Raw genomic sequence first — 24557 nt, 5'->3', positions numbered from 1 at the left:
TGATGGGGTGATCACTCCACCGGATCACTGACCGGGCTGGCGATGATCGCCTTTAACTCGCTGGTCATCGGAAACTCCAGGTTCAAGCCGTTCGGTGGAATCGGCTGCTCGAACCAGCGCTGGTAAATCCCGTTGATTTCCCCCGAGCGGTAAAGGTCGCCCAGGGCCTGGTTAACCACCGCGAGAAACTGTGGGTCATTCTTGCGCACCATGCAGCTGTAGATCTCCCGCGATTGCTCCTTGCCTACGACCACCCAATGGTGCGGGTCCCTGGCCTTGGCACGTTCACCGTAGAGCAGGGCATCGTCCATATAGAACGCCACCGCACGACCGGTCTCCAGCATCTTGAACGCTTCGCCGTGGTCCTTGGCGCTGATCACGAACATATTGCTCTGATGCTCGGCGTTGTAGCGTTTGAGGAAGCGCTCGTTGGTGGTGCCGGCGGTGGTCACCACGTTCTTGCCCTTGAGGTCGGAAAGCCCGCGGATACCGCTGCTCCTGGCCGTCAACAACTGCCCCTTCACATAGATAAACCCATAGGAAAACGCCACCTGCTTCTGCCGTTCGGCGGTCACTCCGGTGGAGCCACACTCCAGGTCAACGGTGCCGTTCTGTACCAATGGGATTCGGGTCTGGGACGTCACCAGGCGATAATTCACACGCAGGTTTTTCAGGCCGGCCTGTTCCCGGACGCGCTCGACGATCCTGTGGGTGAGGTCCACCGAATACCCCATCGGCCTGCCGCTCTGATCGCCTATATATGAGAACGGCACTGACGCATCACGATAGCCAACGGAAATTTGCTGGCTGACAGTGATTTTCTTCAAGGTTGCGCTGGATTCGCTCGCTGACGCCAGGGGTAGTCCCAGCGTCAGCGAAGCGAAAATGCAGGCCTTGAAAATGCAACGGTTTACCGCTGTTTTTTGCATAGGGTAGTCTCGCTGGCTATAGCTATAGTTCGAGCCGGCAGCCGGCCTATCCAGGCATCGCTATTCATCTCTTTACACTCCAATAACCAAAGGTCAGGCCGCCGTGGGAAGAAACACATGCGCGTCAATCGAAGTCGACCGCTCTGCGATCATTTCGGCCAGCAACTGGCCGCTGGCACACGCGAGCGTGAAGCCAAGAGTGCCATGCCCGAGGTTGAGCCACAGATTGCGATAGGAACTGGCACCAATCAGTGGCAGGCCGGTGGGCGTCGCTGGCCGCATCCCTGCCCATTCAACTGCAGCGTCATAGTTGCCGCCCATCGGAAACGTCTGGCGAGCCAAGCGTTTTATCACCGCCAGGCGCTTGGGCTCCGGGGCGCTGTTGAAACCCACCATGTCGACCATGGCGGCGACACGTAACTGTTCGCCGATCCGGGCATAAACAGTCCTGCGGTCGTAATCGGTCACATTGACCGTCGGGGCATTGTGCTGCTCGCCGATGGGCACACTGAGGCTGTAGCCCTTGAGGGGGTAAAGCGGTAGACGCATGCCTGGCAGACCCAGGCTTGAACTGTTGTAACCTGCTGCCAGGATCAAGTTCTCCACCGGTATGACTTCGTCCTCAAGCTCCACGGCCACAGCCGTATTAAACGCCTCATGGACACGCAGTACTTTGCGCCCGTAGACAATGCGGCAGCGTCCCGATGCCTCCAAATGCCCGCCAAGCTGCTGGCAAAATGCATGGCAATCGGCAACCTCTTCATTGGGGTTGTAAATACCGCCGACAAAGGTCCCCTCCATCAGGGACGGTTCAAGCTTGCGACAGTCCTCAGCCGATAGCACCTCCTGCTGGAGGGGGTCCGTCATTTTGCGCCGCCCCTGCGCGAAGCTGTCAGCGGAGCGGAAGGTCAGCAGTTTTCCATTGCGCTTCCAATTGAACCCCTCCAGATGGTCCTCTACCCGCCAGCGGTTCAAGACGTCCTGGCTCATCGCTGCCAGGCGAAGCAAGTGTGCGGAGTTTGTACGGTTGACTGAGGAGCGGCAGGCGCCGATGAAAGAAGCGAGCCAGCGCCATTGTGAAAGGTCCAGCCGGGGCCTGAGTTTCAGGGGCGACTCCGAGCGCAGCAGAAAACCAAGCGCCTTGAGCGGCACACCAGCATCGGCAAGTGGGGTGACATAGCGATAGGACAGTTGGCCACCATTCGCAAAACTGGTGACGGTTCCCAACTTCTTTTGCGCTTCGACCAAGGTGACTTCCATGCCTGCACGCACACATGCATAGGCACTCGCCAACCCGATGACACCGCCGCCGATAATACATACTCGCCTTGCCATATTGAAACCTCACATGGATTGAAACGAAATCCAGAGTAGGTTCAAGTGACAAAAGTTGAACAATGAATAAAGGTAAGCCACCTATAAGTTAAGGTTATGAAGTCCTATGCGTTTGCGACATATCGAAATCTTCCAGGCCATCCGCCAGACCGGCTCCGTCAGCGCCGCCGCGCAGTTGCTGCACGTCTCGCAACCAGCGGTGACCAAGGTGCTGCAGCACGCCGAACTGCAGCTGGGCTTCCCGTTGTTTCTAAGGGTGCGCGGCAAATTACAGCCCACACCGGAAGCCCTGGCCCTGGAAACCGAAGTCGAGAAAGTCACGACGAGCCTGCAAGGGGTGCAACGGCTTGCCAAAAGCTTGCGCCATACGCCTGAGCAAAGCGTGCGCATCGGCGCCATTCCCGCGCTGGCGCAGTCGCTGCTGCCGCCGTCGATCCTTGAGTGGAAGCGCAGCTACCCGGACATGGTGTGCGAGCTGTCCAGCGACCATAGCCGTGAGCTGGTTCAACAGTTATTGATGCGCGAGATCGACCTGGCATTGACCCTCAATTTCTCCGGCCACCCGGGGCTCACCAGCCAGATACTGGCGAACGGGGCGCTGGTAGCGTTGGCCTCCAAGGCGTACTGGCCTGAGGCTGAATCAAGCAAGCCATTGCCTTTGGCCGAACTGGCGAATACGTCGCTGATTGGTCTTTCCAGCGCTGATCCATTGGCGGCAAAGCTCGACAGTTACCTGGAAAATATTGACCCACCGCCACAAATAAGCATTTCCGTACAAACCTATTCCCTGGCCCGGGCCATGGTTGAGTCCGGTGCGGGAATAACGGTGATTGATCCCTTCACGGCCCTCGGTGCGTCCACGACGACGATGTGCATTCGCACGCTTGTCCCGCAGTTGCCGATCACTCTGTACGCCCTGACGCGCGCCAACGAACCGCCTCCGCATATGTTGGCCGACCTGTTGCAGATCTTTGGCAACCGGGCACGCGAGTTGCTCGATCGCCTTTAAGAATGTCTCCTTCATTCAGAGCACATAATGCATGATCGCCACGAAATGCAGCAGGCTGCCGCCGATGACAAACAGATGCCAGATCCCATGGGAATGGCGCAGGCGATCCTCGAGGGCAAAAAAGATAATGCCGACGGTGTACAACACACCGCCCGACGCTAACCAGATGAATCCCGCCGTACCCAGCGCCGCCATCAGCGGCTTGACCGCCACCAGCACGATCCAGCCCATCACCGCGTAAATGATGATGGAGAGAATCCGCGCCTCCGAGCGCGGCTTGATCTCTTGCAGGATGCCGATCACCGCCAGCCCCCAAACGATGCCGAACAGCGTCCAGCCCCACGGCCCGCGCAGGGTCACCAGGCAAAACGGCGTGTAGCTGCCGGCGATCAACAGGTAGATGGAAAAGTGATCGACCTTCTGCATAATCGCTTTTCGCCGCCCCTGCACGCTGTGGTACACCGTCGACGCGCTGTACAGCACCATCAGGGTAAAGCCATAGATCGCCACGCTGACGATCTTCCAGGGGCTGCCGTCCAGGCTTGCCACCACCAACATCCACACGGCGCCAATACACGCCGCGACTGCACCGAGCAAATGGCTCCAGGCGTTGAATCGTTCCCCGTGGTACATCTGTCACCGACCTCCCCATAACCTTCAAGTACAGGCTGGCAAGCGTCCAGCCTTGCGCATAAGAGTGCAAGCAGCTTGTGACGTTCCGAGGACGGCGCGCGCGTTTGCGGGCACAATCGCAGGCAATCGAACAAGAGCCCACGGCCATGCTGATCGACGAAGAATTCACCCTCAAGAAACTGGAAATCTTCCTGGCGTTCATGCGCACCGGCAACCTGGCCCGCGCCGCCGCCGAGTTGCAAACCAGCAACGTCAGTGTGCACCGCGCTATCCACTCCCTGGAAAATGCCCTGCGCTGCCCGCTGTTCAAGCACGAAGGCCGCAACCTCACACCACTGGAAAGTGCCTATGTGCTCGAAGAACGCGCGCAGAAACTGGTGGCCGATGTGGTCGACAGCGTGCGCCTGACCCGCGAAGCCGCCGGGTTCTCAGCCGAACGCTTCAAGCTCGGCTCGCTGTATTCGCTGACGGTAAAAACCGTACCGCAACTGATCATGGGCCTGAAGATCCGCCGCAGCGAACTCAACATCGACCTGATCCTCGGCTCCAATTTCGACCTGCTCTACAAACTCAAGAACATGGAAGTCGACGCGATCCTCATCTCCCTCGACGAACACGCCAACGACCCCGACTGTGAGCAGATTGCCCTGTTCAGCGATGACATTTTCCTGGCCACGCCGGCCGATTCGCCTCTGGACCGCCATCAGGAAATCGACCTGGCCGATGTGCGCGACGCCACCTTCATTACCCTCACCCAAGGCTTCGCCACCCATCAGGACGGCAACCGGGTGTTCAAGCAGGCCGGGTTCGAACCGAAGGTGGCGATGCAGGTGAACGATATCTTTACCTTGCTGAGCATGGTCAGCTCGGGGGTGGGTTATGCGCTGCTGCCTGGGCGGATTGCGGCGGTGTATGAGAACCGCGTGAAGCTGATACCGCTGCAACCCAGGTATCGGTTGCAGCAGCAGATCGGCGTAGTGTTCTTGAAGGCCAAGGAGCGTGATCCGAACTTGCTGGCGTTGCTGGCGGAGTGTCGGATGTATGCCAATCGCCAGGCTTGAGAACGCCATCGGGGGCCTGCCCCCGATAGTGTCAGACCAAACAGCGAAAATCCCAAGTCAGCCCACCAACCCCCTCATCACCAAAAACAACAACGACGGCCCCAACAAACACCCCAGCGCTGTATAAAACGCCGCGGTCAAACAGCCATAAGGCACCAACTTCGGATCAGTCGCCGCCAACCCGCCCGCCACACCGCTGGAAGTGCCCATCAAACCGCCGAAGATCACCGCACTGCGCGGGTTGTTCAGCCCGATCAGCGGCGCCACGAACGGTGTCATCACCATCACCAGAATCGCCTTGATCAACCCGGCGGCAATCGACAGCGCCATCACCTCGGAACTGGCACCGATCGCCGCGCCGGTCACCGGGCCGACAATATAAGTCACGGCTCCGGCGCCGATGGTGGTGAGGCTCACCGCATCGGTATAACCGAACGCCATCGCCACTCCGACCCCGGCAATAAACGACGAACCCACGCCGACAAACAACGCCAGTACGCCAACATACCCAGCGCGCTTGAGCTCATCGACACTCACGCCAAACGCCGTGGCGACAATGGCAAAGTCCCGCAGCATGGCACCGCCCAACAGGCCGATACCTGACAACAGCGGAATATCCACCACGCCCTTCGAGCCGCCGGTAAAGGCTCCGCCCACATACGACAGCGCCAAGCCCAGCAGAATGGCGATCGCCGAGCCATGCAGGCGGCCTTTGGTAAAGGTGTCGGAAATCCAGTAGGAGACCCACATGGTCAGGCCGATCACAGCAAAACCACTGATCAAGCCGTAGCCGGTGATCACTTTCATCATCGATTCGTACATGGCGGTCACCCGGCTTCTTTGGTGGGAACAACCGCAGCGGGCTCGCGGTTGCCGATGCGTACCAGCACCGGCACCAAGGCAAAGCCCAGCACCACCGCAACGGTCCCGGCCAGAATCGCCATGGGCCCGCCGCTGATGGCGCCATATACGTTTTGCTGGGCCGCCATCGCCACCACAATCGGGATATAGATCGCGGCCCAGAAGCTCACGCCCTGCTCCGACTTGCCGGTAAACAAGCCGCGCTTACCGAGGTAACTGCCCAGCCCGATCAACAGCAACATGGCGATACCTACCCCGCCGACGTTGGCCGGGATACCCATCCATTTGCCCAGCAGCTCACCGACAAACAGGCCAGCCAAGGTACACAGCGCCAGAAACGCCACACCGTAGATAATCATTATTGTTGTCCTCAAAGTGCTCGTTCGAAATTGTTGTTGTTGTGCTTCGAAAGCTTTGGGTACTGCTTTATCGGTGGCGGCGTTCCTCCTCTTGCAGCAGGGCCTGCAAGGTGTCCAGGCGTGCGCCTTCGCAGGCGATCACCGTGCCTTGTTCGAAAACGGGGCGTGACAGACCGGTGAGCACCGCGCCCGGGGGCAGTTCGATTTGCAGGCGTACGCCACGCTCGTAGGCGCTTTGCACGGTGCCGCGCCAGTCGACGACGCGGCACATGTTGAAGGCCAGGTCGTCGCGCAGTTGCTCGGGGTTGTGGATGGGTCGTGCGCGGGTGCTGCTCAGATAGGTGATGCACGGCGCCTTGAGTGGGACGAACGCTTGGGCAAGCACCTTGGCCGGCGCTTCCAGCAGCGCACAGTGGGACGGCACGCTCACTGCCAGACGCTTGGCGATGCCGTTGCCTTTGATGCGCTCGGCGACACGCTGCATCGCTTCATTGCTGCCGGCGATCACGGACTGGTTGTCGGCGTTGATATTGGCCAGATACACCGGAGTTGCGTCGCTATGGATATCTGCCAGCAAGGCTTCAACCGTGGATAAGTCGGGTCCGATCAGGGCGGTCATGCCGTAGCCCTGTGGATAAGCCTGCTGCATCAGCTCGCCACGCAAGCTCACCAGCTTTACCGCGTCGGCGAAGTCCAGGGCACCGGCGATGACAGCGGCTGGGTAGGCGCCGATGGACAGGCCCGCCACGTAGTCAGGCGTAGGGTGCAACTGGCGGGCATGGGCGACGCCGACGATCAGCAGGCACAGTTGTACCGCACGCGTGCTCGCCAAGGCTTGCGCCGAATCGAGCTGACGAACATCTTCACCCAAGGCATCACTGGCTTCTTCCAGAACCTCGGCCGACAGCGCCTGAAGCATACCCACGCGTTGTGCGCCCTGCCCCGGAAACACCAAGAGGCTGCTCATGCCACAGCCTGCCAAGGGTCGGGTACAAGGTGCGCGCCACTGCTGGTTTTGAGCAGCACACGACGAGATCCGCCGGCCCATTCGCGCAAGGCCACGGCGCCAAACGGGGTTTGCAGTTGCAGGTCCACGGCGCACGGTGCGGTGTCGAATTTCGCCAGCAATGCACGCGCCGCGTTGCGATCAAGCGGTTCGGGGGTGCGCAGGATCAAATCCAGGTCACTCATGGCATGCAACGCTTCGACGCCGCTCGCCAATTCAAACCCGGCGCTGCCGCTGACGCCCCAGTGATACTGCGCCAACACTGGCCGCAGTTGATGGAGCGCCCGCAGCGCCGGTAAATCCCGTGGCGAGATCACCTGGCGCAAGTCTTCGGGCACCACGCGCCGTTGCACCGCAGCAACAGGCATCAGCGCTCCATAACGCTGCTCACGTAGACGCCCACGTACGCCAACCGCCACTTGACCCGCTTCGGTAATGGCGCGCCGCACCACTACTGGATGACCGGCGCTCAGCGCGTCCCGCGCCCAGGCCGGAGCGCCAGCCGGGAGATGTGCGGGGGTCATGCCCCAGAGCAAATCGTGGGCGTTCACCATTGTTCCCGCAGCAGTTGGCGTACGTGGCTTGAGGCGGCGCGATTAGTCGCACCAAGACGTCCTTTTAAATCAGGCTGCGCGACATCTTTGATCGCATGCACCAAGCAATCGCTGACCCGTACCACATCGTCCGGCGTCGGCTGTTCAATCTGGCTCACCGACAAGGTCTCCCAGAGCAAACCCAGGCTGGCATAGCTGTCGATGTCATAGGCCATCGGCGGCACGCTGGCGGCCAGGGCTTCGAGCTCTTCGACGCTACGCAGCGTTACCCGTGCGGCCGAAGCCTTGCCCATGGCGTGCACCATCACCCCAGGATCGCGCAGGGCGATCAAGCGATTGGCCTGGTAACCGTGGGCCAGAAACGCACCGGACATGGCCTTGCCCACCAGCAATGCGATCACCGGGTGGCCGGCCAGGCGTGCGCGGGCGTAGCTGTCGGCGGCGGCGGCCAGGGCCTGGTGGATGCCGAGGGCTTCTTCACGACGGCCGTAGGCTTGGCTAGGCACATCGACAATGGCGATCAGCGGGCGTTTGTCCCCCTTTTCGATGGCTTCATCGACGGCCTTGGCCAGCCCCCAACCTTCCAGCAAACCCACTTCGCCATTGCGCGCACGCGGGAAGCGGTTATTGGCATCGGTGACCACGGCGATAAAGCGCACCGCCTGTTCACCCAATACGCCGTCTGCGACTTTCAACGAGTCCGGCAAACCCTCTACGGGTGTCGCGCCAGCGCTCAAAGCGTTGAACCACTGCAACCCTCTCATGGGCATTCTCCCTGATACAGAGCGCGCACCGTAGCCGGCTCGATTTGTACGGTGGCGTCCAATTCAGCCAGGCGCGCCAGATAGAAATCAGCGCGGCGGCTGCGTTGCTCGTGGGGCGCACCTTGCTGTAACAGCGCGCTGACAGTCTGCTGGATCTGCGCCACATCATCCGCCACGTAACGGTCGGCCAAGTTACTGTTAAAACGTTGCTCGCCGCCGGTAAGGCTCCAGATGAAAGGCCGGTCGCGGGAGTCGTATTCTTCCAGGCCGGCCTCCTGTTCGATCACCTGCGGGCCGTTCAAACCCAGGCGTGCTTCGCGGGTGACGACCAGGTAACTGCACAGGCCGGCCGCGATGGACATGCCGCCAAAACAACCGACACTGCCCGCCACCACGCCGACCACCGGCTGGTACTGGCGCAGGTCGACAATCGCCGCGTGAATATCGGCAATCGCCGCAAGACCCAGGTTGGCTTCCTGCAAACGCACGCCGCCGGTTTCCAGCAGCAGCACAGCGCGGGTCGGGATGCCGCTGCGGTTATCTTCGGCCGCCAGTTCCAGGGCGCCTGCTATCTTCGCGCCGCCGACTTCACCGAGGCTGCCACCTTGGAAGTTACCCTCGATAGCCGCGATCACTACGGGCAGGCCGGCGATGCTGCCCTTGGCGATCACCACACCGTCGTCGGCCTGGGGCACCACGCCCTGGCGGCTGAGCCACGGCGACATGACCCGTTGAAACGGGTCGATCAATTCACGGTAAGTGCCGGCATCCAGCAACGCCTTGGCGCGCTGCCGTGCACCGAGTTCGACAAAGCTGTGCTTGTTGAGCAAGTCAGTCATGGCCGACCTCCTCGAAACCTTGCTCCAGGCGCAAGCGCACCACGCCGGGGGTGGCGCCGAAATCGTGGATATCGATATTCAACGCAGGCGGCGCCTGCTCTTGAAAAATGCGTTCGAACAGATGCCGCCAGCGTTGCTCGGCGCCGTTGACCGAGGTCTGCACCTGGATCGTCAGCGTGCCGGGAGTGCCCGGCTCCAGCAACACTTCAAGGTCGCCCGAGCCGACGCAACCCACCAGCGCACGACCTTTGGGCGGCTGCCCGGCAGGGAATTCAAAGGATAAGGTTTCCATCACAACGCTCCGTCGAGGCGGTCGATAAACAGGCAGGCGGCCAACAGATCGGCGGCGCCACCGGGGGAGGCATTCAGGGCCAGGAGTTGCTGGTCCAGGGCGTGCAGTTGGCGACGGCCGGCGAGGGTTGCACTGCCGCCGGCGTCGAGCACGGCCTGGGCGCCTTGCTGCATGGCTTGAAGGCCTTCAGTGCCGGCGCGGTAAAGCACGCAGGTATCGGCCAGCTCGGTCATGATCGCCAGCAAAGCGTCCAGGCGCGCATTCTGTTCACCGGCGTTTTGTCCGCGGCTTTTATGCAATTGCGGCAGGCCGCGTTGCATCACGGCGGGAAAACCCAATTGCGCTTCTTCGCGGGCACCGCGGGCGCCGTAGCGCTGGGCGACCTGGGCGCCGTGGCTCATGGGTTGAGGGGCGTGACGATCATTGAGCAAGGCCAGCTTGGCTGCGTTCAGCGTGACGGCACGGGGTTCCAGGGCCGCTGCGGCGGTGAGCAAACCGAGGGCCCAGATCGCACCGCGGTGGGTGTTCACACCGTTGGTAGTGGCGAGCATCGCTTGTTCACCGTCGCGGCCAATACGGCCAAGGGCTTCACGCAGGGGCAGGCCAACTTCGCCGATTTCAAACGCAGCCTCGGCCATTTCCTTGAACATCGGCCACAGCGACAGCGCCGACGCGTGCATCAGGCCCAGATGCAAATCGCTGTGGGCACCGTTGCCGCGCCGGTCTACCAGAGCGGGTTTGGGCGACAAATCCGCTTCATCGATCAGCGCATCGACGGCCATATCCGCCAGGCGATCAGCGAGACTGATTTCATGCAGTTTGAGGGCACGCATTTACCAGCTCCTGAATTTGGCGGGCGGGTTGTACAAGCCACCGGACCATTCCACCAGGTCGGCTACGCTCTTGGCAGCGAGCAACTCGCGGGTGGCGTCGGTGCGGCGGATACCCAAGTCTTCGGGCAAGGCGATCAAGCCTTCGCGGCGCATACGGGCGGTGTCCTTGGGGTTATGGCGCATACCGATGGCCGTCACCCCGGCGACGGCGGCGATCATTGCCTGACGTTCTTCCAGGGAGCGCGCTTTGTAGAGGTAGGCAATGCCTTCTTCGGTGAGCAAGTGGGTAACGTCGTCGCCGTAGATCATGATCGGCGCCAGCGGCATGCCGCTTTTGCGTGCCACTTCCACCGCGTCAAGGGTGTCGACAAAGGTGGGTTTGCCGCCTTCCTGGAAGGTTTCGACCATTTGCACCACGAGTTTTTTGCCGCGTTCCAGCAGGGCTTCGGGCGCATCGTCGTGGCGCATGTCCAGCCAGGCCGGTGTGCCGTGCCGACGACCACGCGGGTCGTGGCCCATGTTCGGCGCACCACCGAAACCAGCGAGGCGGCCACGGGTCACCGTGCTGGAATGCCCGTCGCCATCCACTTGCAGGGTGGCGCCGATAAACAGGTCTACCGCGTACTGGCCGGCCAATTGGCAGAACATGCGGTTGGAGCGCATCGAGCCATCGCGACCGGTGAAGAACACATCCGGTCGGGCGGCGATGTAGTTTTCCATGCCCAGCTCGGTGCCGAAGCAGTGCACGCTCTCGACCCAACCGCTTTCAATCGCCGGGATCAACGTGGGGTGTGGGTTGAGGGTCCAATTGCGGCAGATCTTGCCCTTCAGACCCAGGGATTCGCCGTAGGTGGGCAGGATCAACTCAATGGCGGCAGTGTTGAAGCCAATGCCATGGTTGAGCGACTGCACATTGTGTTTTTCGTAAATGCCACGGATCGCCATCATCGCCATCAACACATGCACCGGCTTGATATGGCGCGGGTCGCGGGTGAACAGCGGCTCGATGTAGAACGGCTTGTCGGCCACCACCACGAAATCGACCCAGCTTGCGGGGATGTCCACACGAGGCAAGTCGGTGACGTCATCCACCAACTGGTTGACCTGCACAATGACAATGCCATCGCTGAACGCCGCGGGTTCGATCAGCGCCGGGGTGTCTTCGGTGCTGGCGCCGGTGTAGATGTTGCCGGCCCGGTCAGCCATGAAACCGGCCGAGAGCACTACGTTGGGGATCAGGTCCACCACCAGGCGCGCATAGAGCTCGATGTAGGTATGGATCGCGCCGATTTCCAGCAGGCCGTCTTCCAGCAACTGGCTGATACGCAGGGATTGAGTGCCGGCAAAAGAGAAATCCAGCTTGCGGGCGATGCCCTTTTCAAACAGGTCCAGGTGCTCGGCACGCCCGACACTGGGCATGATCATGTGCAAATCGTGGAGCTTGGCCGGGTCGGTCTTGGCCAGGGAGCGCGAGAGGAAGTCGGCCTGCTTCTGGTTGTTGCCTTCCAGCACCACGCGGTCGCCGGGGAGGATCAGCGCTTGCAGGGCCTCGACGATCTTGTCACTGGGCAACACCGCCCCATCTGCAATTTTTTTGACCAGCCCGAGCCGCCGCTGCTTCTCGTCGCGCCGCCGCGTCCAGCGCGAGTCGGGGGTGATGGTTGTTGTCATGGTCGCTCCACGGGGGGTTGCTGTCGTGGGCTGTACCTTAGGAGTGAATCCGGGAGCCATCAATCAAGCTCAGCAACAGACCGTTACGCCTGGAGTAATGAAGATCAAAATGTGGGAGGGGGCTTGCTCCCGATTGCGGTTGGTCAGCAATAAGTTTGTCAACTGACACACCGCAATCGGGAGCAAGCCCCCTCCCACATTTGCTCAGTGTTGTTTGTTAGATATCGGTCCCAAACAAGGACCGATCAGTCCCTATTTGGGACCGTTTGAAAATTCCGGCTAAGGGCTGATTTGCTCAAGTGCCCTATCGACCAACAACTGAGCAAACTCTGCCATTTGCTGAATCCCGAGCATGATGGCGCCCTGGGAAGTGTCCAGGTCAAAGGCCAGGTTGCAGGTGAGTGCGTTGAGGGAGGACAGGGTTTCGCTGGTGTTGACCAGCAGGGTTTCGGTGGATTGGGGGTAGGTTTGATAATGATTTACAGCTCCGATATGTGATGGAAGCTGCCCTCTTCCGCTTGCACGCGAATCAAGGTGGCAGCTGTGCGCAGGTGTGCAAGACCGGGCATATCGGACCCCGGCAGACTCCGAAGAGTCTCCCACGCACAGCCGCCATAACGAGTACAGCAGGCATAAAAAACGCCCGTTGAATGGCTATGGGCGTTGGTGCGCCGACATGTAACCGGACTTGCACGTCCGTGTCACCGTTTTTTGCGATGACGGGACGAAGACTAGGCGTGCGGACCTCTCACCACAAGTTCATGCACGGCCCAAAATCTTGCAGGAAAAATCCGAAGCCTTTTATATCGAAGGGCGTGAGGTAAATGAGGGCCGGTACCACCACGCCCCCCAAGGCCGTGCCCAGCGGCAAGATGGCCATTTTGAAGCTGGCCAAGGCACCGTCGTGGATTTCCTGGCGTATCTCGGCGCCCACCACCAGAAAGAAAATCGTCATCAGACCGTCGTTCACTAAAAAGTGCAGCGACCTGGACACACCCCACTCGCCAAAGCCCAACGTTATCTGGGTATGCCAAAGGTGTTCATAGCTGGCGGCATAAGGGCTGTTGGCCCAGGTAAGGGCGATCAGGGCCGCCACCAGCAGCGCGATGCCGCTGACCGCTTCGATATGGGAAAACCGCTCCAGCGCGGACAGGGCACGCTCGGCTAAGACTTGCGGACGGGGAATAGCGGACGAGAGCGGTGCTTTTCCAGGCACTGGCTGTGACTCCGATGGCGGCCCGACCAACGCTTGAATTTAACCTGCAATGCGCGACACGCGACACAGCACCCGCGGCGATGATATGAAGCCGAGGCAGCGGATGCAAAACCTATGCGGCGACTTTAATCCCCTCTGGCGTCTGCGCCGCTTCATCCACCACGGATCGCAGATGGTAAGGTTGGGCAGCGACGGCCATTGATGGCGGCTTTTTCCCTTACTTTTCATCTCCGAGGTTCCATGCAGATCGAGTTACAGGAGATTCGCGACCACCTTCACCGTTTCCCGCCTTTCGATGCGCTGCCGCTCGAATCGCTTGAGGCTATCGCCCGGCGCATTGAGGTCAGTTACTTCAAGGCGGGTTCCGACATTCTTGAAGCGGGTGCGGTTGTCCAGCATCTGCATTACGTGCGCAGCGGCGCAGTGGAAATTTACCGCCGCAACGGCGAGCTCTATAACCGCCTGGTCGAGGGCGATATCTTCGGCCAGGCCGGTTTGTTGCGCAGCAATAAGGTGCGCTTTCCGGCCAAGGCGCTGGAAGACAGCCTGATCTACTTTATCCCCGCCGAGCTGTTCGCCGAGTTGTGCGCCCAACACGACACCTTTGCCGACTTCGTCGAAGCCGAAGGGCACTCCCGGCTTAAGAGCGCAGTGGAGTCCCAGGGTCGGGCAAGCGAGCTGATCCAGCTGAAAAGTCGTGCGCTGATCTCGCGCTCGCTGGTGTGGGTGAGCGCCGACACGTCCGTGCACGAAGCCGCCAAGGTGATGACCGAACAGAGCGTTTCATGCGTGGTCGTCATGGCACCCAACGACGGGTCGCATGCCAAGATGGTCGGCCTTGTGACCGACCGCGACCTGCGCACCCGCGTGGTCGCAGCGGCGCGCAGCGACACCGCCACCGCGATCAGCGAGATCATGACCGTCGACCCTGCGGCGATACAGGCTGACGACTCGGTGTTCGAAGCCATGCTGGTGATGCTGCGCCGCAATATCCATCACCTGCCGGTGGTGCACAAGGGCCGCACCCTGGGTTTGATCAACTTGTCGGACATCATCCGCTACGAGTCCCAGAGCAGCCTGTACCTGGTCAATCGCATCTCCAACCAAACCTCGGTCGAAGGCCTGCGCGTGCTGCTGCGTGATTTGCGCGGTACGTATATCCGCATGGTGCGCGATGGCGCCACCGCGCACATGATCGGCAGTGCCATTTCCGGTATTGGCCGAGCGTTCACCCAGCGCCTGCTGGAGCTTGCCGAAAAGAAACTGGGCCCGCCGCCGGTGCCCTACTGCTTCATGGTGCTGGGCTCGATGGCACGCGATGAGCAGTTGCTGGTCACCGACCAGGACAACGCCCTGGTACTCGACGACAGCTTCGACCCCGCGTTGCACGACGGGTATTTTCGCAGCCTCGCCGCCTTTGTCAGCGACGGCCTCGCCGCGTGCGGTTACAGCTATTGCAAGGGTGCAATCATGGCGACCAACGATCAGTGGCGCCAGCCGCTGCATGTGTGGCGCGCCTACTTTGAACAATGGATAGAAAAACCCAACCCCGCAACGCTGCTCAACAGCTGCATTTTCTTCGATCTCGATGGCGTGTATGGCCAGCTTGAACTGGTGCAGACGCTCAAAACCCTGTGTGCGCAAAAATCCAGCCGCCACCCGGCCTTCCTGCATGCCATGGCGCGCATCGCTCTGAACCGCACGCCGCCCTTGGGATTTTTCCGCACGTTCGTGGTGGAAACGGATGGGCGGCAAAAACGCATCATCAACCTCAAGGGGCGCGGCACCGCACCGCTTACCGACCTGATTCGCATTCATGCCCTGGCCTGTGCCAGCACCGCACAGAACTCGTTTGACCGGCTTGAGGTGATCAGCGGCACCCAACTGATGCAACCCGAGGCGGTCGAGCATCTCCGTTACGCCCTGGAGTTTCTGTCCATGGTGCGCATCCGCCACCAGGCTGAAGCCATGGAGCAAGGCGAAACGCCCGACAACTACATCGAGCCGGAGCGTTTTTCCACCAGCGAGCGGCATAACCTCAAGGAGGCCTTCCAAGTGTTGAACAATGCGCAGAATTTCCTGCGGTTCCGCTACCCGGCAAAAGGACGGCCAAACCCGTGAAACACTCTTCAAAACCTGAGCCTTGCGCACCGCTGGATTGGGCGGCCCGGTTTCAGGTTCTGGCGCAGGAAGCACGCCACCCGAGCCTGCAAAAGTTCTATCGCGCCGGGACGGTTGCACCGCAGACGCCGATCGAGCAGGTGCAGTTAATGGCCATGGACGTCGAAACCACCGGGCTCAACCCCGGCGCCCACAGTATCGTCAGCATCGGTCTGATCCCGTTTACGCTCAAGCGCATACGCTGTGGCCAGGCGTTTTACTGGGTGATCAAACCGCCGTCGGAGTTGAACGAGCACTCGGTGACGTTCCATCACATTACTCATTCGGACATATTGCATGCGCCGCCCTTGTCCGAGGTGCTGGACGCGTTGCTTGAAGCCATGGCCGGCAATGTGATGGTGGTGCATTACCGGAATATCGAACGCGGTTTTCTGGACCAGGCACTGCGCCGCCAATTAGGCGAAGGCCTGCAATTTCCGGTCATTGACACCATGCAGCTGGAAGCGCGCATGCACCGGGGCAACCGAAGCTGGCTTGACCGGCTGCTGCGCCGTGCGCAACCCTCGATCAGGCTCGCCGATAGCCGCGAACGCTATCACCTGCCGAGCTACCACGCCCACCACGCGCTCACGGATGCGCTGGCCGCGGCGGAATTGTTCCAGGCGCAGATCGCTCATCACTACGTGCCGGGCACGCCGATTCAAGCATTGTGGGATTGATGCACCGAGCGCAAAAAAGTGCGCCCTGGAGCGCTGATGCCGATCAGGTAAAAGCTGGCGCGGACAGCGAGTAACCCGTGGCCAGGGAGCTTGCTCCCTGGCCGCAGTTGAGCGCGTGTTATTGACTGACGGGCATTGGCGCCCTGGGCGCGGCTTTTTTACATTCAGGATCGCGGTTCCGACATCAGCCCCTTGACCAGGGAAATGCACCCCAACATCAGCACGATGGCGAACGGCAAGCCGGTGGAAACCGCCATGGCTTGCAGCGCGACCAGTCCGCCGCCAAGCAACAGGGCAATGGCAATCACGCCTTCGATGACCGCCCAAAACACTCGCTGCGGTACCGGCGCGTCGACCTTGCCGCCGGCCGTGATGGTGTCAATCACCAACGACCCCGAATCCGAAGAGGTAATGAAGAACACGATGACCAGGATAATCCCCAGGAACGAGGTGATTTCCTTGAGCGGCAAATGTCCCAGCATGGCGAACAACTTGAGCTCCAGCACGGCATCCTTGACGCCCATGAATCCTTGCAGCGTGGTCTGGTCGATGGCGGTGCCGCCGAAGGTGGTCATCCACAACACCGAAACCAGCGACGGCACCAGCAGCACCGAGATCAGGAATTCGCGCACGGTGCGGCCACGACTCACGCGGGCGATGAACATGCCGACAAACGGCGACCAACTGATCCACCAGGCCCAGTAGAACGCAGTCCAGCCTTGGGTGAACTGCGCGTCGGTGCGGCCGAAGGGGTTGGACAGCGCGGGCAAGTACTCGACGTAGGTCACCAGGTTCTTAAAGAACCCGGTGAAGATAGCCAGGGTGGGGCCCACGACAATGATAAACAGCAACAGCAGCAAGGCCAGCCCCATGTTGATCTGGGACAGCATCTTGACGCCCTTGTCGAGGCCGGACAGCACCGACCACAGGGCGATCAGCGTGATGACGACAATCAGCACCACCTTGCTCAGGTTCGTCGACTGAATGCCGAACAGGTATTCGATACCCGCAGCCGCCTGTTCCGCGCCGATCCCCAAGGAGGTCGCAAGGCCGAACAAGGTGGCGAACACCGCCAGGATATCGATGATATGCCCCGGCCAGCCCCACACACGTTCACCCAGCAATGGGTAGAAAATCGAGCGTATCGACAGCGGCAGACCTTTGTTATACGAAAACAGCGCCAGGGACAGCGCGACGATCGCATAAATCGCCCACGGGTGCAGGCCCCAGTGGAAAATGGTCGCGGCCATCGCCAGGTCGGCGGACGTTTTCATATCGCCGGCGGCACCGCCCAGCGGCGCCCAATCGGTGCGCACGCCATTGGGATCAAGGGTCACACCACCCATGGACGCCGCATAGTGCGACATGGGTTCAGCGACCCCGTAGAACATCAAGCCAATGCCCATGCCGGCGGCAAACAGCATTGAAAACCAGCCGATGTACGAATGGTCCGGTTTGGCATCGCGGCCGCCGAGGCGAACCTTACCCAGTGGTGAAACGATCAGCACAAGGCACAGCACCACGAAAACGTTGGCCACACTCATGAAGAACCAGGCCAGGTGGCCGGTCAGCCAATTGCGTATCGCGCTGAACAGGGGCTCGACTTCGTTCTGCAAGGCCAGCGTCAGAATGACGAACAGCACGATAGTCGCCGCCGAAATAATGAAGACCTTACCGTGGATATCCAGCGAAAAAGAAAACTCGCCTTTGATGTTGTCTTGTCCGATTACATAATCGGTATCAATCAGGTTGGCGGCCCCGCTTGGAGCAGGAATGCCTTCCTCGCCCGAGGGTTGAGGGGTGGCTGGTAAATCAGCCATAGGTTTTTCAGCCATACAGGCCTCCTTGGAAATGACGTGCGTTCGCGCGCACTGTTATCTGCTCCGCTGTTCCTATGGTTAACGAGAGACGTTAGGCGCACATCCTACAAGTTTGATGGCATCTGTGTGCGAAAACACTGCCCCGCGCGCAGTTCAAGCCAGGCCGGACTCCACCAACAACGCTTCGAGCCCCATCAAATCCGGCACCTTCGCCACCTGCTCCCCCACCTGCACCGCCGCCAGTTCCAGTGAGCACAACGGCACATCCACATAGCTCAATTCGCTGTCGAGCTTGTACGAGCGGGGAATGCCCTGAATCACCAGTGCAATGAATTTCAACGTAGGCCTGCCGCCCAACGCATTCAACACCACGATCCGCGAGCGTTCGCCGGTCACGCTGGCTTCGCCGCACACGGCTTCAAAGCTGATCAAGGGGATTTGCCGATCCCGCCAGGTCACTTGCCGCAGATACCAGGGCGGTGCATCGCTGGCCGGTTCGCCGCGCTGGAAGTCGATCAGCTCGGCGATGGCGACGTTGGGCAGCACCAGGTGGCGGTCGGCCAGGGGCAGCAGCAGGCCGGTGAGTTGGCTGGCGCGATGGTCAAGCATGGGACTTGCTCCAATAGGCGATGCTTTCCAGCAGCACCGACTCCTGGTAGGGCTTGCCGAGGTAGTCGTTGACGCCGATGGCCATGGCGCGGTCGCGGTGTTTCTGGCCGGTGCGCGAGGTGATCATGATAATCGGCAGGCGCATCAGGCGTGGGTCATTGCGTACCTGGATGGCGACTTCGAAGCCGTCCATGCGCGGCATCTCGATGTCGAGCAGCATCAGGTCCGGGGTGTGTTCTTCAAGCACCGCGAGGGCATCAATGCCGTCCTTGGCGGTGAGCACGTTCATGCCGTTGCGCTCGAGCAGGCGGCTGGTGACTTTGCGCACGGTGACCGAGTCGTCCACCACCAACACCAGTAGCGGGCGCTTTTTCAAGGGATCGTTGAGTATCAGCGGCACATCCACCGCCTGGGCCGGCAGGGCCGGTTGGCGGGCGCGGATATGCGCGAGCAGATCGATGATCAACACCACGCGGCCATCGCCAAGAATGGTCGCGCCGGACAAACCTTGCACTCCGGCGAACTGCGGGCCCAACCCCTTGACCACGATCTCCCGAGTTCCGGCCATGGCGTCCACATGCACCGCCACGCGCCGTTCATTGCAGTGCACCAGCAGCACCGGCACCGGCAGGTACTGACCGAGCAGTTTCGGGCGGCTGACGGTGTGCAGCAGATCACCCAGGTAGAACAACTCGTAGCGCTGGCCGGCATATTCATAGTGCGGTGGGTCTTGCTGGTAGTGCCCGGCCAGTTCATGGGGCAACACGCGCACCAGGCCCTCAATGGTGTTGAGCGGAATCGCATATTGGTCGTCCGCGCATTGCACCATCAGCGCACGATTGACCGACACGGTAAACGGCAGGCGAATGCGAAAGTGCACGCCCGCCCCCGGGGTCGAATCGATCACCATCGAGCCGCCGAGTTGGCGCACTTCTTCATGTACCACGTCCATGCCCACGCCGCGCCCGGAGATCTGGGTGATTTTTTCTGCCGTGGAAAAGCCCGGTTGCAGGATGAACTGCAGCACGTCGCGGTCGCTGATGGTTTGATCCGGGCCGAGCAAGCCGCGCTTGATCGCCTTGCGCCGCACCGCCTCAAGGGGCACGCCGGCACCGTCATCGCGCATGTCGAAGACGATGTCGCCGCCTTCATGGGTCAGGTCCAGGGTAATGCGCCCCTTTTCCGGCTTGCCCGCCTGCAACCGCACCTCGCGCGATTCCAGGCCGTGGTCGACGGCATTGCGCAGCATATGTTCCAGTGGCGCCGCCATGCGTTCGAGCACGTTGCGGTCCATCTCGCCTTCGGCGTTGCCGACGATGAACTCCACATCCTTGCCCAGCTCCTGCGCCACTTGGCGCACGATGCGCTTGAGGCGTGGCAGCATCCGCTCGAAAGGCACCATACGCGTGCGCATCAGGCCCTCCTGCAATTCGGTGTTGATGCGCGCCTGTTGCTGGAGCAGTTCATGGGCATCCTGATGGCGCTGCTCCAAGGTGTCCTTGAGGTCGAGCAGGTCGGAGGCCGATTCGGACAGCGCTCGGGACAATTGCTGCAACTGCGAGTGACGATCCATTTCCAGTGGGTCAAACTCTTCGTAGCCCAGACGCTCCGCCTCGGCCTGCTGGCGACTGAGCAGGCGGCCCTGGGTCTCGCTGTCGAGACGGCGCAGTTGGTCGCGCATGCGTTCGATGGTGGTTTGCACTTCATTCAGGGCGGTGCGCGCATCGTTGACTTGTTGCTCGATGCGGCCGCGGAAGATCGAGGTTTCGCCGGCCAGGTTGACCAGATCGTCGAGCAAATCGGCAGAGATTTTCACCATGTCGGCAGCGGGATCGATCGCCGCCTCACCCTTGCCCGCCGGCAACGCCACCGGCATGACCGGCTCATCACTGGGGTGCACCAGGCTCTTGATGCGTTCGATCAGCTTGTCCACCGAGCCGACGGGCAATCCATCCGCTACGGCGTCGATCATCTGCGCCAGGCGGTCATGGCAACCTTGCAACAGCGTAAACAGCTCAGGGGTCGGGGCGAGCAAACCGGCGGACAGCCCTTCGTAGAGGAATTCCAGCTCATGGGCCAAGTCGCCAATCGGCCCGATCTCGACCATACGTGCGCCGCCCTTGAGGGTATGCAGGTCACGCAGCAGGGTTTCGACTTCCTGGCGGCTGCCCGGCTCGGCCTGCCAACGCAGCAGCGCACTGCCTGAGCTGTCGAGGATATCGGCGGCCTCCTCGAGGAAGATATCCAGTAACTCATGGTCGGCACCCGAGGCCGGCGGCGCCGTAACCGGGGCCGCTGGCGTACTGCTCTGGCGCAGCTCGCGCAGCTTGCCGATCAGTTCGGCTGCGTCGCTCAAGGGCTGTTGATGCTGCAGTTCCTCCAGTTGCAATGCCAGCCGTTCATGGCTGGCCATCAGCACCAGGGACAACTCGGCGGAGTAACTGTAACGGCGGTCCACCAAGCCCTCGTACAGGCATTCCAACTCATAGGCCAAATCGCCCACCGAGTCGATTTCGGCCATGCGCGCACCGCCCTTGAGGGTATGCAGGTCCCGTTGCAACGAGGACAACGGCGCCGCACTGTCGGGCTCCAGTAGCCAGCGCTTGAGGGACTGCCCGGCACTGTCGAGGATATCCACGGCTTCTTCGAGGAAGATATCGACAATCTCATCGTCCATCGCTATTTGCTGATCCAATTGCGCAGTGGCGACACCCAGTTCGGAAATACTCAACGCACGGCTGCCGTCACTTTTGATCAAGCCGGTGGCAGACGGGTCCAGTGCGTCATCCAGCAGTTCGCGCAGGGCCAGCACCCGGGCCGGCGCCGGGCTGATTTCCTGGCCGGCAGCCAACTGGTCAAGCATGTTGATCAGCGCTTCATGGGCCAGTTCGGCTTCCTGGAAAAACCGCTCGCTGACCGCCAGGCTGCTTTCTTCCACGGCGCCATACAGGTCGAGCAAGGCTTCGCACAGCGCATCGATGGGGTGCAGGTCGGCGATGTGCGCGCCCTCCCCCAAGGTGGTCAGCTCATCCAGCAATGCGGTGAGTTCCTGGCGTTCGCCGGGGTGTTGCTGCCAACGGCGCAGCAGGCTTTCAGCGTCGAGCAGGATATCCATGCCCTGGGCCAGGAAGTTGGTGATCAGTTGTGGATCGCGCTTGATGCGCAGGCCGGTGCCGGGAGCCTCCAGCAGTGCTGCAAGCTGTTGGTCCAACAGGCTTTGGGTACGACTGATCAGCTCACTCGCACCCTGGATCGGTGCCAGGGGATCGCTGCCAAGGTCGCGTAACCCGCGTTGGAGCAGCTCTTGGGCTTCAAGCAGCAACTCCACTTCGTCCAGGTCCAGCGGCAGACGCTGGGCCTTATATTCGCGGGTCAGGTGATCCAGCGGGCGGGCCAGCTCAGCCATGGGAGACACGCCGGCCATGTAGGCACTGCCCTTGAGGGTGTGCAAGGCGCGTTGCAGTTCATCACTGACCTGCAGCGGCATATGCTCGGCGGCTTGCTGCAGGAAGTGCTCGAGGCTGTCCAGATGGCTCTGGGCTTCGTTGCGAAAGATCTCCAGCAGCATCGGGTCATGGGGTTCGGCTACCGACGCCCGGGCGCCACTGGCCAAGGCATGGGCACGGGCAGCCAAGGCGTCGACTTCATCACGCTGGCGTTGGTTGTGGGTGGCAAAGTCGGCGATCAATTCCGGCAGCAGGGCCACGGCTTCATCCAGCACATGCTGTACCTCTGGGCCGAGGGTCACGCTGCGTTCCAGCACACGGTTGAGCAGGTTTTCCACGGCCCAGGCCAACTCGGCCAGCACCAGGGCACGCACCATGCGGCCACTGCCTTTGAGAGTGTGGAAGGCCCGGCGCATTTCACCCTGGGCGCTTTTGTCCGTGGTGTTGGGCAGGTTGCGATGCAGCACCTCAAGAACTTCTTCGGTTTCCTCGAGGAAGACTTCGCGCAGCTCATCGTCAACCGGCGCTTCATCGGCCGGCGGCGGCAACAAGCTGCCCGGACGTTGCAGGGCCGGAGGGTTGAGGCGTGAAGTGGGGCTGGCCAGTGCATCAAATTGGGACTGACTCGGTGCGATCTCGGTGGGCAGTGCGCCGTCGGGCGCGGCCAGGGCCTGACGCCAGGGTTTTTCCGCCGGCAGGTAACCCAGCGCGCTCAAACCCTGGGTCGCCAGTTCCAGCACTTTCTCACCGGTCGCGTCAGGGTCCTGGAGCATGCGTTCGAGGTAGTATTCCAGGCTGCTGATCACCTCGGCGAAATGCGCCAGTTGCGCCTCGCAAGGCGCAGCGTCATTGACCATCAACTGCTCATCGACGTAGTCGGTGCAACCGCGCATCAGGCTCGCCGCCCGCGGCAGGGGAATCATCGCCAGGGCGCCGCGCACTTGGCTCAACAGCTGCGGCAGGGATTCCAGGCGCTGGCGGTCCCAGTGGGCCTCGATGCAGTCGATCACCAGCTCCTTGGCCTGCTTCAAGCATTGGCAGGACTCACGAATAACCAGTTGGTGAATCTGGGTCAGGTCGGTGGTGGGCAGGCGACTCTCTTCGCGGCTTTGCGGCTCGACCGTGCCGATCATCCCGGCCAACGTCGCTTCGACGTAGAGCAACGCACCGGCCACATCCATCAACACCGAGTCACTGGGTTCGCGCTGGCCCTGGACCAGGCTCAACACCACCGCGAGTTGATCAATGATCACTTTACGCGGCTGACCGAACCCCAGAACCGCAAGGGTATCGGCGATCTGCCGCAGCGGCGCCAGCAGCGCGTCGAGGTCATTGGTGTGTTGGCGGTCACTGCGTACGAACAGGTCGAGGCGCTCCTTGACCCGCACCAGTTCCTCGCACAAGGCGCCAAGCACCGAGCCCATGGCATTGCGATCCGGCCCGGCCAGTCGCGCACGCTCGGCATCGACCACGGCACTGTCGGGCAAGGCTTCGTCCAGCCCATAGCGTTCTTTCAGGCTTTGCATGCGCGGCGTCGGCCGGGTGACTTTGGCGACGTAGAACAACAGGCTCTTGAGCAACTCATCCGGCGCCGGCTGGTTGATTCCGCCGATGCCCTGGGCCAGCAGGCGCTTGAGTTGCTTGTCGCTGGCCTTGAGCAGGCTGCGCAACGCCGGGCTGTTGGCGATCACGCCGGTGAGCATGCCCTCGACCAGCGCCGAGGTGACCTGCCACAACGGCAACAACGGCGCACCCTGGCACAACGCTTCGAGGCGTGCGAACACCCGCGCCATGTCTTCCAGGTTGCTCGGGCCGTGGTCTTCGCGCAATAGCCCGGCGAGGGCTTGTTGCAGCATTTGGTGCCATTGGCGCAATTGCTCATGCAAGTCCGGTGCTGCACGCGGGGCCAGTGCCTCATCAGGCAACGGCGTGATCGACAGCAGTTGCGGGCTGAACAGGCTGGTTTCCGACAACAGGCTTTCACCACGGGCGCTGCGCAGGTCGTTGAGCAGCGGTAGCACCACCAGTGGCAAGTCGCGGCGGGCGCTGTGTACGCGGTCCAGGTACAGCGGCAATTGGCCGAGGGCTTGTTGCAGCAGGCGGATGCTCTCTTCGCGCTGGCTGACAAGACCGGCCTGGAGGGCCAGGGCCAGTTCCTCAATCTCTTCGGCCAGCAGCGCCGCACCGTAGAACTCGACCATTTGCAGCGCACCATGCACCTGGTGGATACCAGCCAGGCATGCGTCGAGGGCTTCTCCGGTTTCAACGTATGTATCCAGCGCCGAACGGGCCTGCTTCAGGGTTTCGGCAATGTCGCCCTTGACCCATTCGAGGGCCACGTAGTCGTGCCGATCAACCATAACTGCTCCGCTTTGAATTCGTGGGTTGCTGGTATCTCACAAACAATGGAGATCCAATGTGGGAGGGGGCTTGCTCCCGATAGCGGTGGTTCAGTAAATACAGCTGCCGGCTGATCCACC

At 61.3% G+C, this 24557-nt stretch carries 20 protein-coding genes and 1 pseudogene; 4 read left to right on the top strand and 17 right to left on the bottom strand.

The window, feature by feature from the left end; genetic code table 11:
- Positions 1-11: 11 nt before the first annotated feature.
- Entirely contained in the window at positions 12-929 is a 918-nt protein-coding gene (locus tag KVH01_RS07050; protein ID WP_217880877.1) for a transporter substrate-binding domain-containing protein, read from the bottom strand.
- A gap of 93 nt (positions 930-1022) precedes the next feature.
- Complete coding sequence (locus KVH01_RS07045) at positions 1023-2264, bottom strand: D-amino acid dehydrogenase (RefSeq protein ID WP_217880876.1); 1242 nt, start codon at positions 2262-2264, stop codon at positions 1023-1025.
- A 106-nt stretch (positions 2265-2370) separates the two neighbouring features.
- Here KVH01_RS07045 and KVH01_RS07040 point away from each other — a divergent pair, with 106 nt between their 5' ends.
- Positions 2371-3273 carry a LysR family transcriptional regulator gene (locus KVH01_RS07040; protein ID WP_124402188.1) on the top strand — a complete coding sequence of 301 codons (903 nt, stop codon included), beginning with the start codon at positions 2371-2373 and terminating at the stop codon, positions 3271-3273.
- A gap of 15 nt (positions 3274-3288) precedes the next feature.
- Here the strand turns inward: KVH01_RS07040 and trhA are convergent, their stop codons facing one another.
- The gene (gene trhA / locus KVH01_RS07035) at positions 3289-3906 is read right to left on the bottom strand and encodes a PAQR family membrane homeostasis protein TrhA (RefSeq protein ID WP_124402189.1); all 618 of its coding nucleotides are present in this window, start codon (positions 3904-3906) and stop codon (positions 3289-3291) included.
- Positions 3907-4052: 146 nt separating this feature from the next.
- On the opposite strand from trhA, the gene KVH01_RS07030 reads away from it, so the two are divergent.
- Positions 4053-4967, top strand: a complete 915-nt coding sequence (locus KVH01_RS07030; protein WP_217880875.1) for a LysR family transcriptional regulator — start codon at positions 4053-4055, stop codon at positions 4965-4967.
- A 57-nt stretch (positions 4968-5024) separates the two neighbouring features.
- Here the strand turns inward: KVH01_RS07030 and madM are convergent, their stop codons facing one another.
- The 11 genes and pseudogenes from madM to KVH01_RS06980 form a co-directional block, all read right to left on the bottom strand.
- Positions 5025-5789, bottom strand: a complete 765-nt coding sequence (madM, locus tag KVH01_RS07025; protein WP_217880874.1) for a malonate transporter subunit MadM — start codon at positions 5787-5789, stop codon at positions 5025-5027.
- 5 nt (positions 5790-5794) lie between these two features.
- On the bottom strand, positions 5795-6187 hold the full coding sequence (madL, locus tag KVH01_RS07020) for a malonate transporter subunit MadL (RefSeq protein WP_043046248.1): 393 nt from the start codon (positions 6185-6187) through the stop codon (positions 5795-5797).
- A gap of 67 nt (positions 6188-6254) precedes the next feature.
- Positions 6255-7154: a malonate decarboxylase subunit epsilon gene (mdcH, locus tag KVH01_RS07015; protein ID WP_217880873.1), complete on the bottom strand. Its 900-nt coding sequence runs from the start codon at positions 7152-7154 to the stop codon at positions 6255-6257.
- Complete coding sequence (locus KVH01_RS07010) at positions 7151-7747, bottom strand: malonate decarboxylase holo-ACP synthase (protein ID WP_217880872.1); 597 nt, start codon at positions 7745-7747, stop codon at positions 7151-7153. The genes mdcH and KVH01_RS07010 overlap by 4 nt, the downstream gene beginning before the upstream one ends.
- Entirely contained in the window at positions 7741-8511 is a 771-nt protein-coding gene (gene mdcE, locus KVH01_RS07005; protein ID WP_217880871.1) for a biotin-independent malonate decarboxylase subunit gamma, read from the bottom strand. The genes KVH01_RS07010 and mdcE overlap by 7 nt, the downstream gene beginning before the upstream one ends.
- Positions 8508-9350 (bottom strand): biotin-independent malonate decarboxylase subunit beta, encoded by an 843-nt coding sequence (locus KVH01_RS07000; RefSeq protein ID WP_217880870.1) that lies wholly within the window; start codon positions 9348-9350, stop codon positions 8508-8510. The genes mdcE and KVH01_RS07000 overlap by 4 nt, the downstream gene beginning before the upstream one ends.
- The gene (locus KVH01_RS06995; protein WP_217880869.1) at positions 9343-9642 is read right to left on the bottom strand and encodes a malonate decarboxylase subunit delta; all 300 of its coding nucleotides are present in this window, start codon (positions 9640-9642) and stop codon (positions 9343-9345) included. Before KVH01_RS06995 ends, KVH01_RS07000 begins: the two co-directional genes overlap by 8 nt.
- On the bottom strand, positions 9642-10475 hold the full coding sequence (locus tag KVH01_RS06990) for a triphosphoribosyl-dephospho-CoA synthase (protein WP_217880868.1): 834 nt from the start codon (positions 10473-10475) through the stop codon (positions 9642-9644). Before KVH01_RS06990 ends, KVH01_RS06995 begins: the two co-directional genes overlap by 1 nt.
- Positions 10476-12146 (bottom strand): malonate decarboxylase subunit alpha, encoded by a 1671-nt coding sequence (gene mdcA / locus KVH01_RS06985; protein WP_217880867.1) that lies wholly within the window; start codon positions 12144-12146, stop codon positions 10476-10478.
- A gap of 279 nt (positions 12147-12425) precedes the next feature.
- Positions 12426-12638, bottom strand: a complete 213-nt coding sequence (locus KVH01_RS29745) for a DUF6124 family protein (RefSeq protein ID WP_318836567.1) — start codon at positions 12636-12638, stop codon at positions 12426-12428.
- Between the two features lie 328 nt (positions 12639-12966).
- A pseudogene (locus tag KVH01_RS06980) lies at positions 12967-13362 on the bottom strand (Na+/H+ antiporter NhaA); the annotation flags it as partial.
- Between the two features lie 240 nt (positions 13363-13602).
- On the opposite strand from KVH01_RS06980, the gene KVH01_RS06975 reads away from it, so the two are divergent.
- Positions 13603-15483, top strand: coding sequence for a DUF294 nucleotidyltransferase-like domain-containing protein (locus KVH01_RS06975; protein WP_217880866.1), 1881 nt, complete (start codon positions 13603-13605; stop codon positions 15481-15483).
- Entirely contained in the window at positions 15480-16202 is a 723-nt protein-coding gene (locus tag KVH01_RS06970) for a 3'-5' exonuclease (protein WP_217880865.1), read from the top strand. The genes KVH01_RS06975 and KVH01_RS06970 overlap by 4 nt, the downstream gene beginning before the upstream one ends.
- Positions 16203-16366: 164 nt before the next feature.
- Here KVH01_RS06970 and KVH01_RS06965 read toward each other — a convergent pair whose 3' ends face one another.
- The 3 genes from KVH01_RS06965 to KVH01_RS06955 form a co-directional block, all read right to left on the bottom strand.
- Positions 16367-18037, bottom strand: coding sequence for a BCCT family transporter (locus KVH01_RS06965; RefSeq protein ID WP_404822010.1), 1671 nt, complete (start codon positions 18035-18037; stop codon positions 16367-16369).
- 138 nt (positions 18038-18175) lie between these two features.
- Positions 18176-18631, bottom strand: coding sequence for a chemotaxis protein CheW (locus KVH01_RS06960; RefSeq protein WP_217880864.1), 456 nt, complete (start codon positions 18629-18631; stop codon positions 18176-18178).
- Positions 18624-24437 (bottom strand): Hpt domain-containing protein, encoded by a 5814-nt coding sequence (locus tag KVH01_RS06955; protein ID WP_217880863.1) that lies wholly within the window; start codon positions 24435-24437, stop codon positions 18624-18626. Before KVH01_RS06955 ends, KVH01_RS06960 begins: the two co-directional genes overlap by 8 nt.
- Positions 24438-24557: the final 120 nt, after the last annotated feature.

Source organism: Pseudomonas khavaziana (genome assembly GCF_019145205.1).
Taxonomy (GTDB): Bacteria; Pseudomonadota; Gammaproteobacteria; order Pseudomonadales; family Pseudomonadaceae; genus Aquipseudomonas; species Aquipseudomonas khavaziana.
This window is presented reverse-complemented; position numbering and strand designations above follow the sequence as displayed.

What these genes read in the sequence shown, in the direction of transcription:
- mdcA (WP_217880867.1), bottom strand. Translation starts at nt 12,146, where the DNA reads ATGACAACAACCATCACCCCCGACTCGCGCTGGACGCGGCGGCGCGAC.
- KVH01_RS06960 (WP_217880864.1), bottom strand. Translation starts at nt 18,631, where the DNA reads ATGCTTGACCATCGCGCCAGCCAACTCACCGGCCTGCTGCTGCCCCTG.
- KVH01_RS07030 (WP_217880875.1), top strand. Translation starts at nt 4,053, where the DNA reads ATGCTGATCGACGAAGAATTCACCCTCAAGAAACTGGAAATCTTCCTG.
- mdcH (WP_217880873.1), bottom strand. Translation starts at nt 7,154, where the DNA reads ATGAGCAGCCTCTTGGTGTTTCCGGGGCAGGGCGCACAACGCGTGGGT.
- KVH01_RS06965 (WP_404822010.1), bottom strand. Translation starts at nt 18,037, where the DNA reads ATGGCTGAAAAACCTATGGCTGATTTACCAGCCACCCCTCAACCCTCG.
- KVH01_RS07045 (WP_217880876.1), bottom strand. Translation starts at nt 2,264, where the DNA reads ATGGCAAGGCGAGTATGTATTATCGGCGGCGGTGTCATCGGGTTGGCG.
- madM (WP_217880874.1), bottom strand. Translation starts at nt 5,789, where the DNA reads ATGTACGAATCGATGATGAAAGTGATCACCGGCTACGGCTTGATCAGT.
- KVH01_RS06955 (WP_217880863.1), bottom strand. Translation starts at nt 24,437, where the DNA reads ATGGTTGATCGGCACGACTACGTGGCCCTCGAATGGGTCAAGGGCGAC.
- KVH01_RS07040 (WP_124402188.1), top strand. Translation starts at nt 2,371, where the DNA reads ATGCGTTTGCGACATATCGAAATCTTCCAGGCCATCCGCCAGACCGGC.
- mdcE (WP_217880871.1), bottom strand. Translation starts at nt 8,511, where the DNA reads ATGAGAGGGTTGCAGTGGTTCAACGCTTTGAGCGCTGGCGCGACACCC.
- KVH01_RS06990 (WP_217880868.1), bottom strand. Translation starts at nt 10,475, where the DNA reads ATGCGTGCCCTCAAACTGCATGAAATCAGTCTCGCTGATCGCCTGGCG.
- trhA (WP_124402189.1), bottom strand. Translation starts at nt 3,906, where the DNA reads ATGTACCACGGGGAACGATTCAACGCCTGGAGCCATTTGCTCGGTGCA.
- KVH01_RS06995 (WP_217880869.1), bottom strand. Translation starts at nt 9,642, where the DNA reads ATGGAAACCTTATCCTTTGAATTCCCTGCCGGGCAGCCGCCCAAAGGT.
- madL (WP_043046248.1), bottom strand. Translation starts at nt 6,187, where the DNA reads ATGATTATCTACGGTGTGGCGTTTCTGGCGCTGTGTACCTTGGCTGGC.
- KVH01_RS07010 (WP_217880872.1), bottom strand. Translation starts at nt 7,747, where the DNA reads ATGGTGAACGCCCACGATTTGCTCTGGGGCATGACCCCCGCACATCTC.
- KVH01_RS07050 (WP_217880877.1), bottom strand. Translation starts at nt 929, where the DNA reads ATGCAAAAAACAGCGGTAAACCGTTGCATTTTCAAGGCCTGCATTTTC.
- KVH01_RS07000 (WP_217880870.1), bottom strand. Translation starts at nt 9,350, where the DNA reads ATGACTGACTTGCTCAACAAGCACAGCTTTGTCGAACTCGGTGCACGG.
- KVH01_RS06975 (WP_217880866.1), top strand. Translation starts at nt 13,603, where the DNA reads ATGCAGATCGAGTTACAGGAGATTCGCGACCACCTTCACCGTTTCCCG.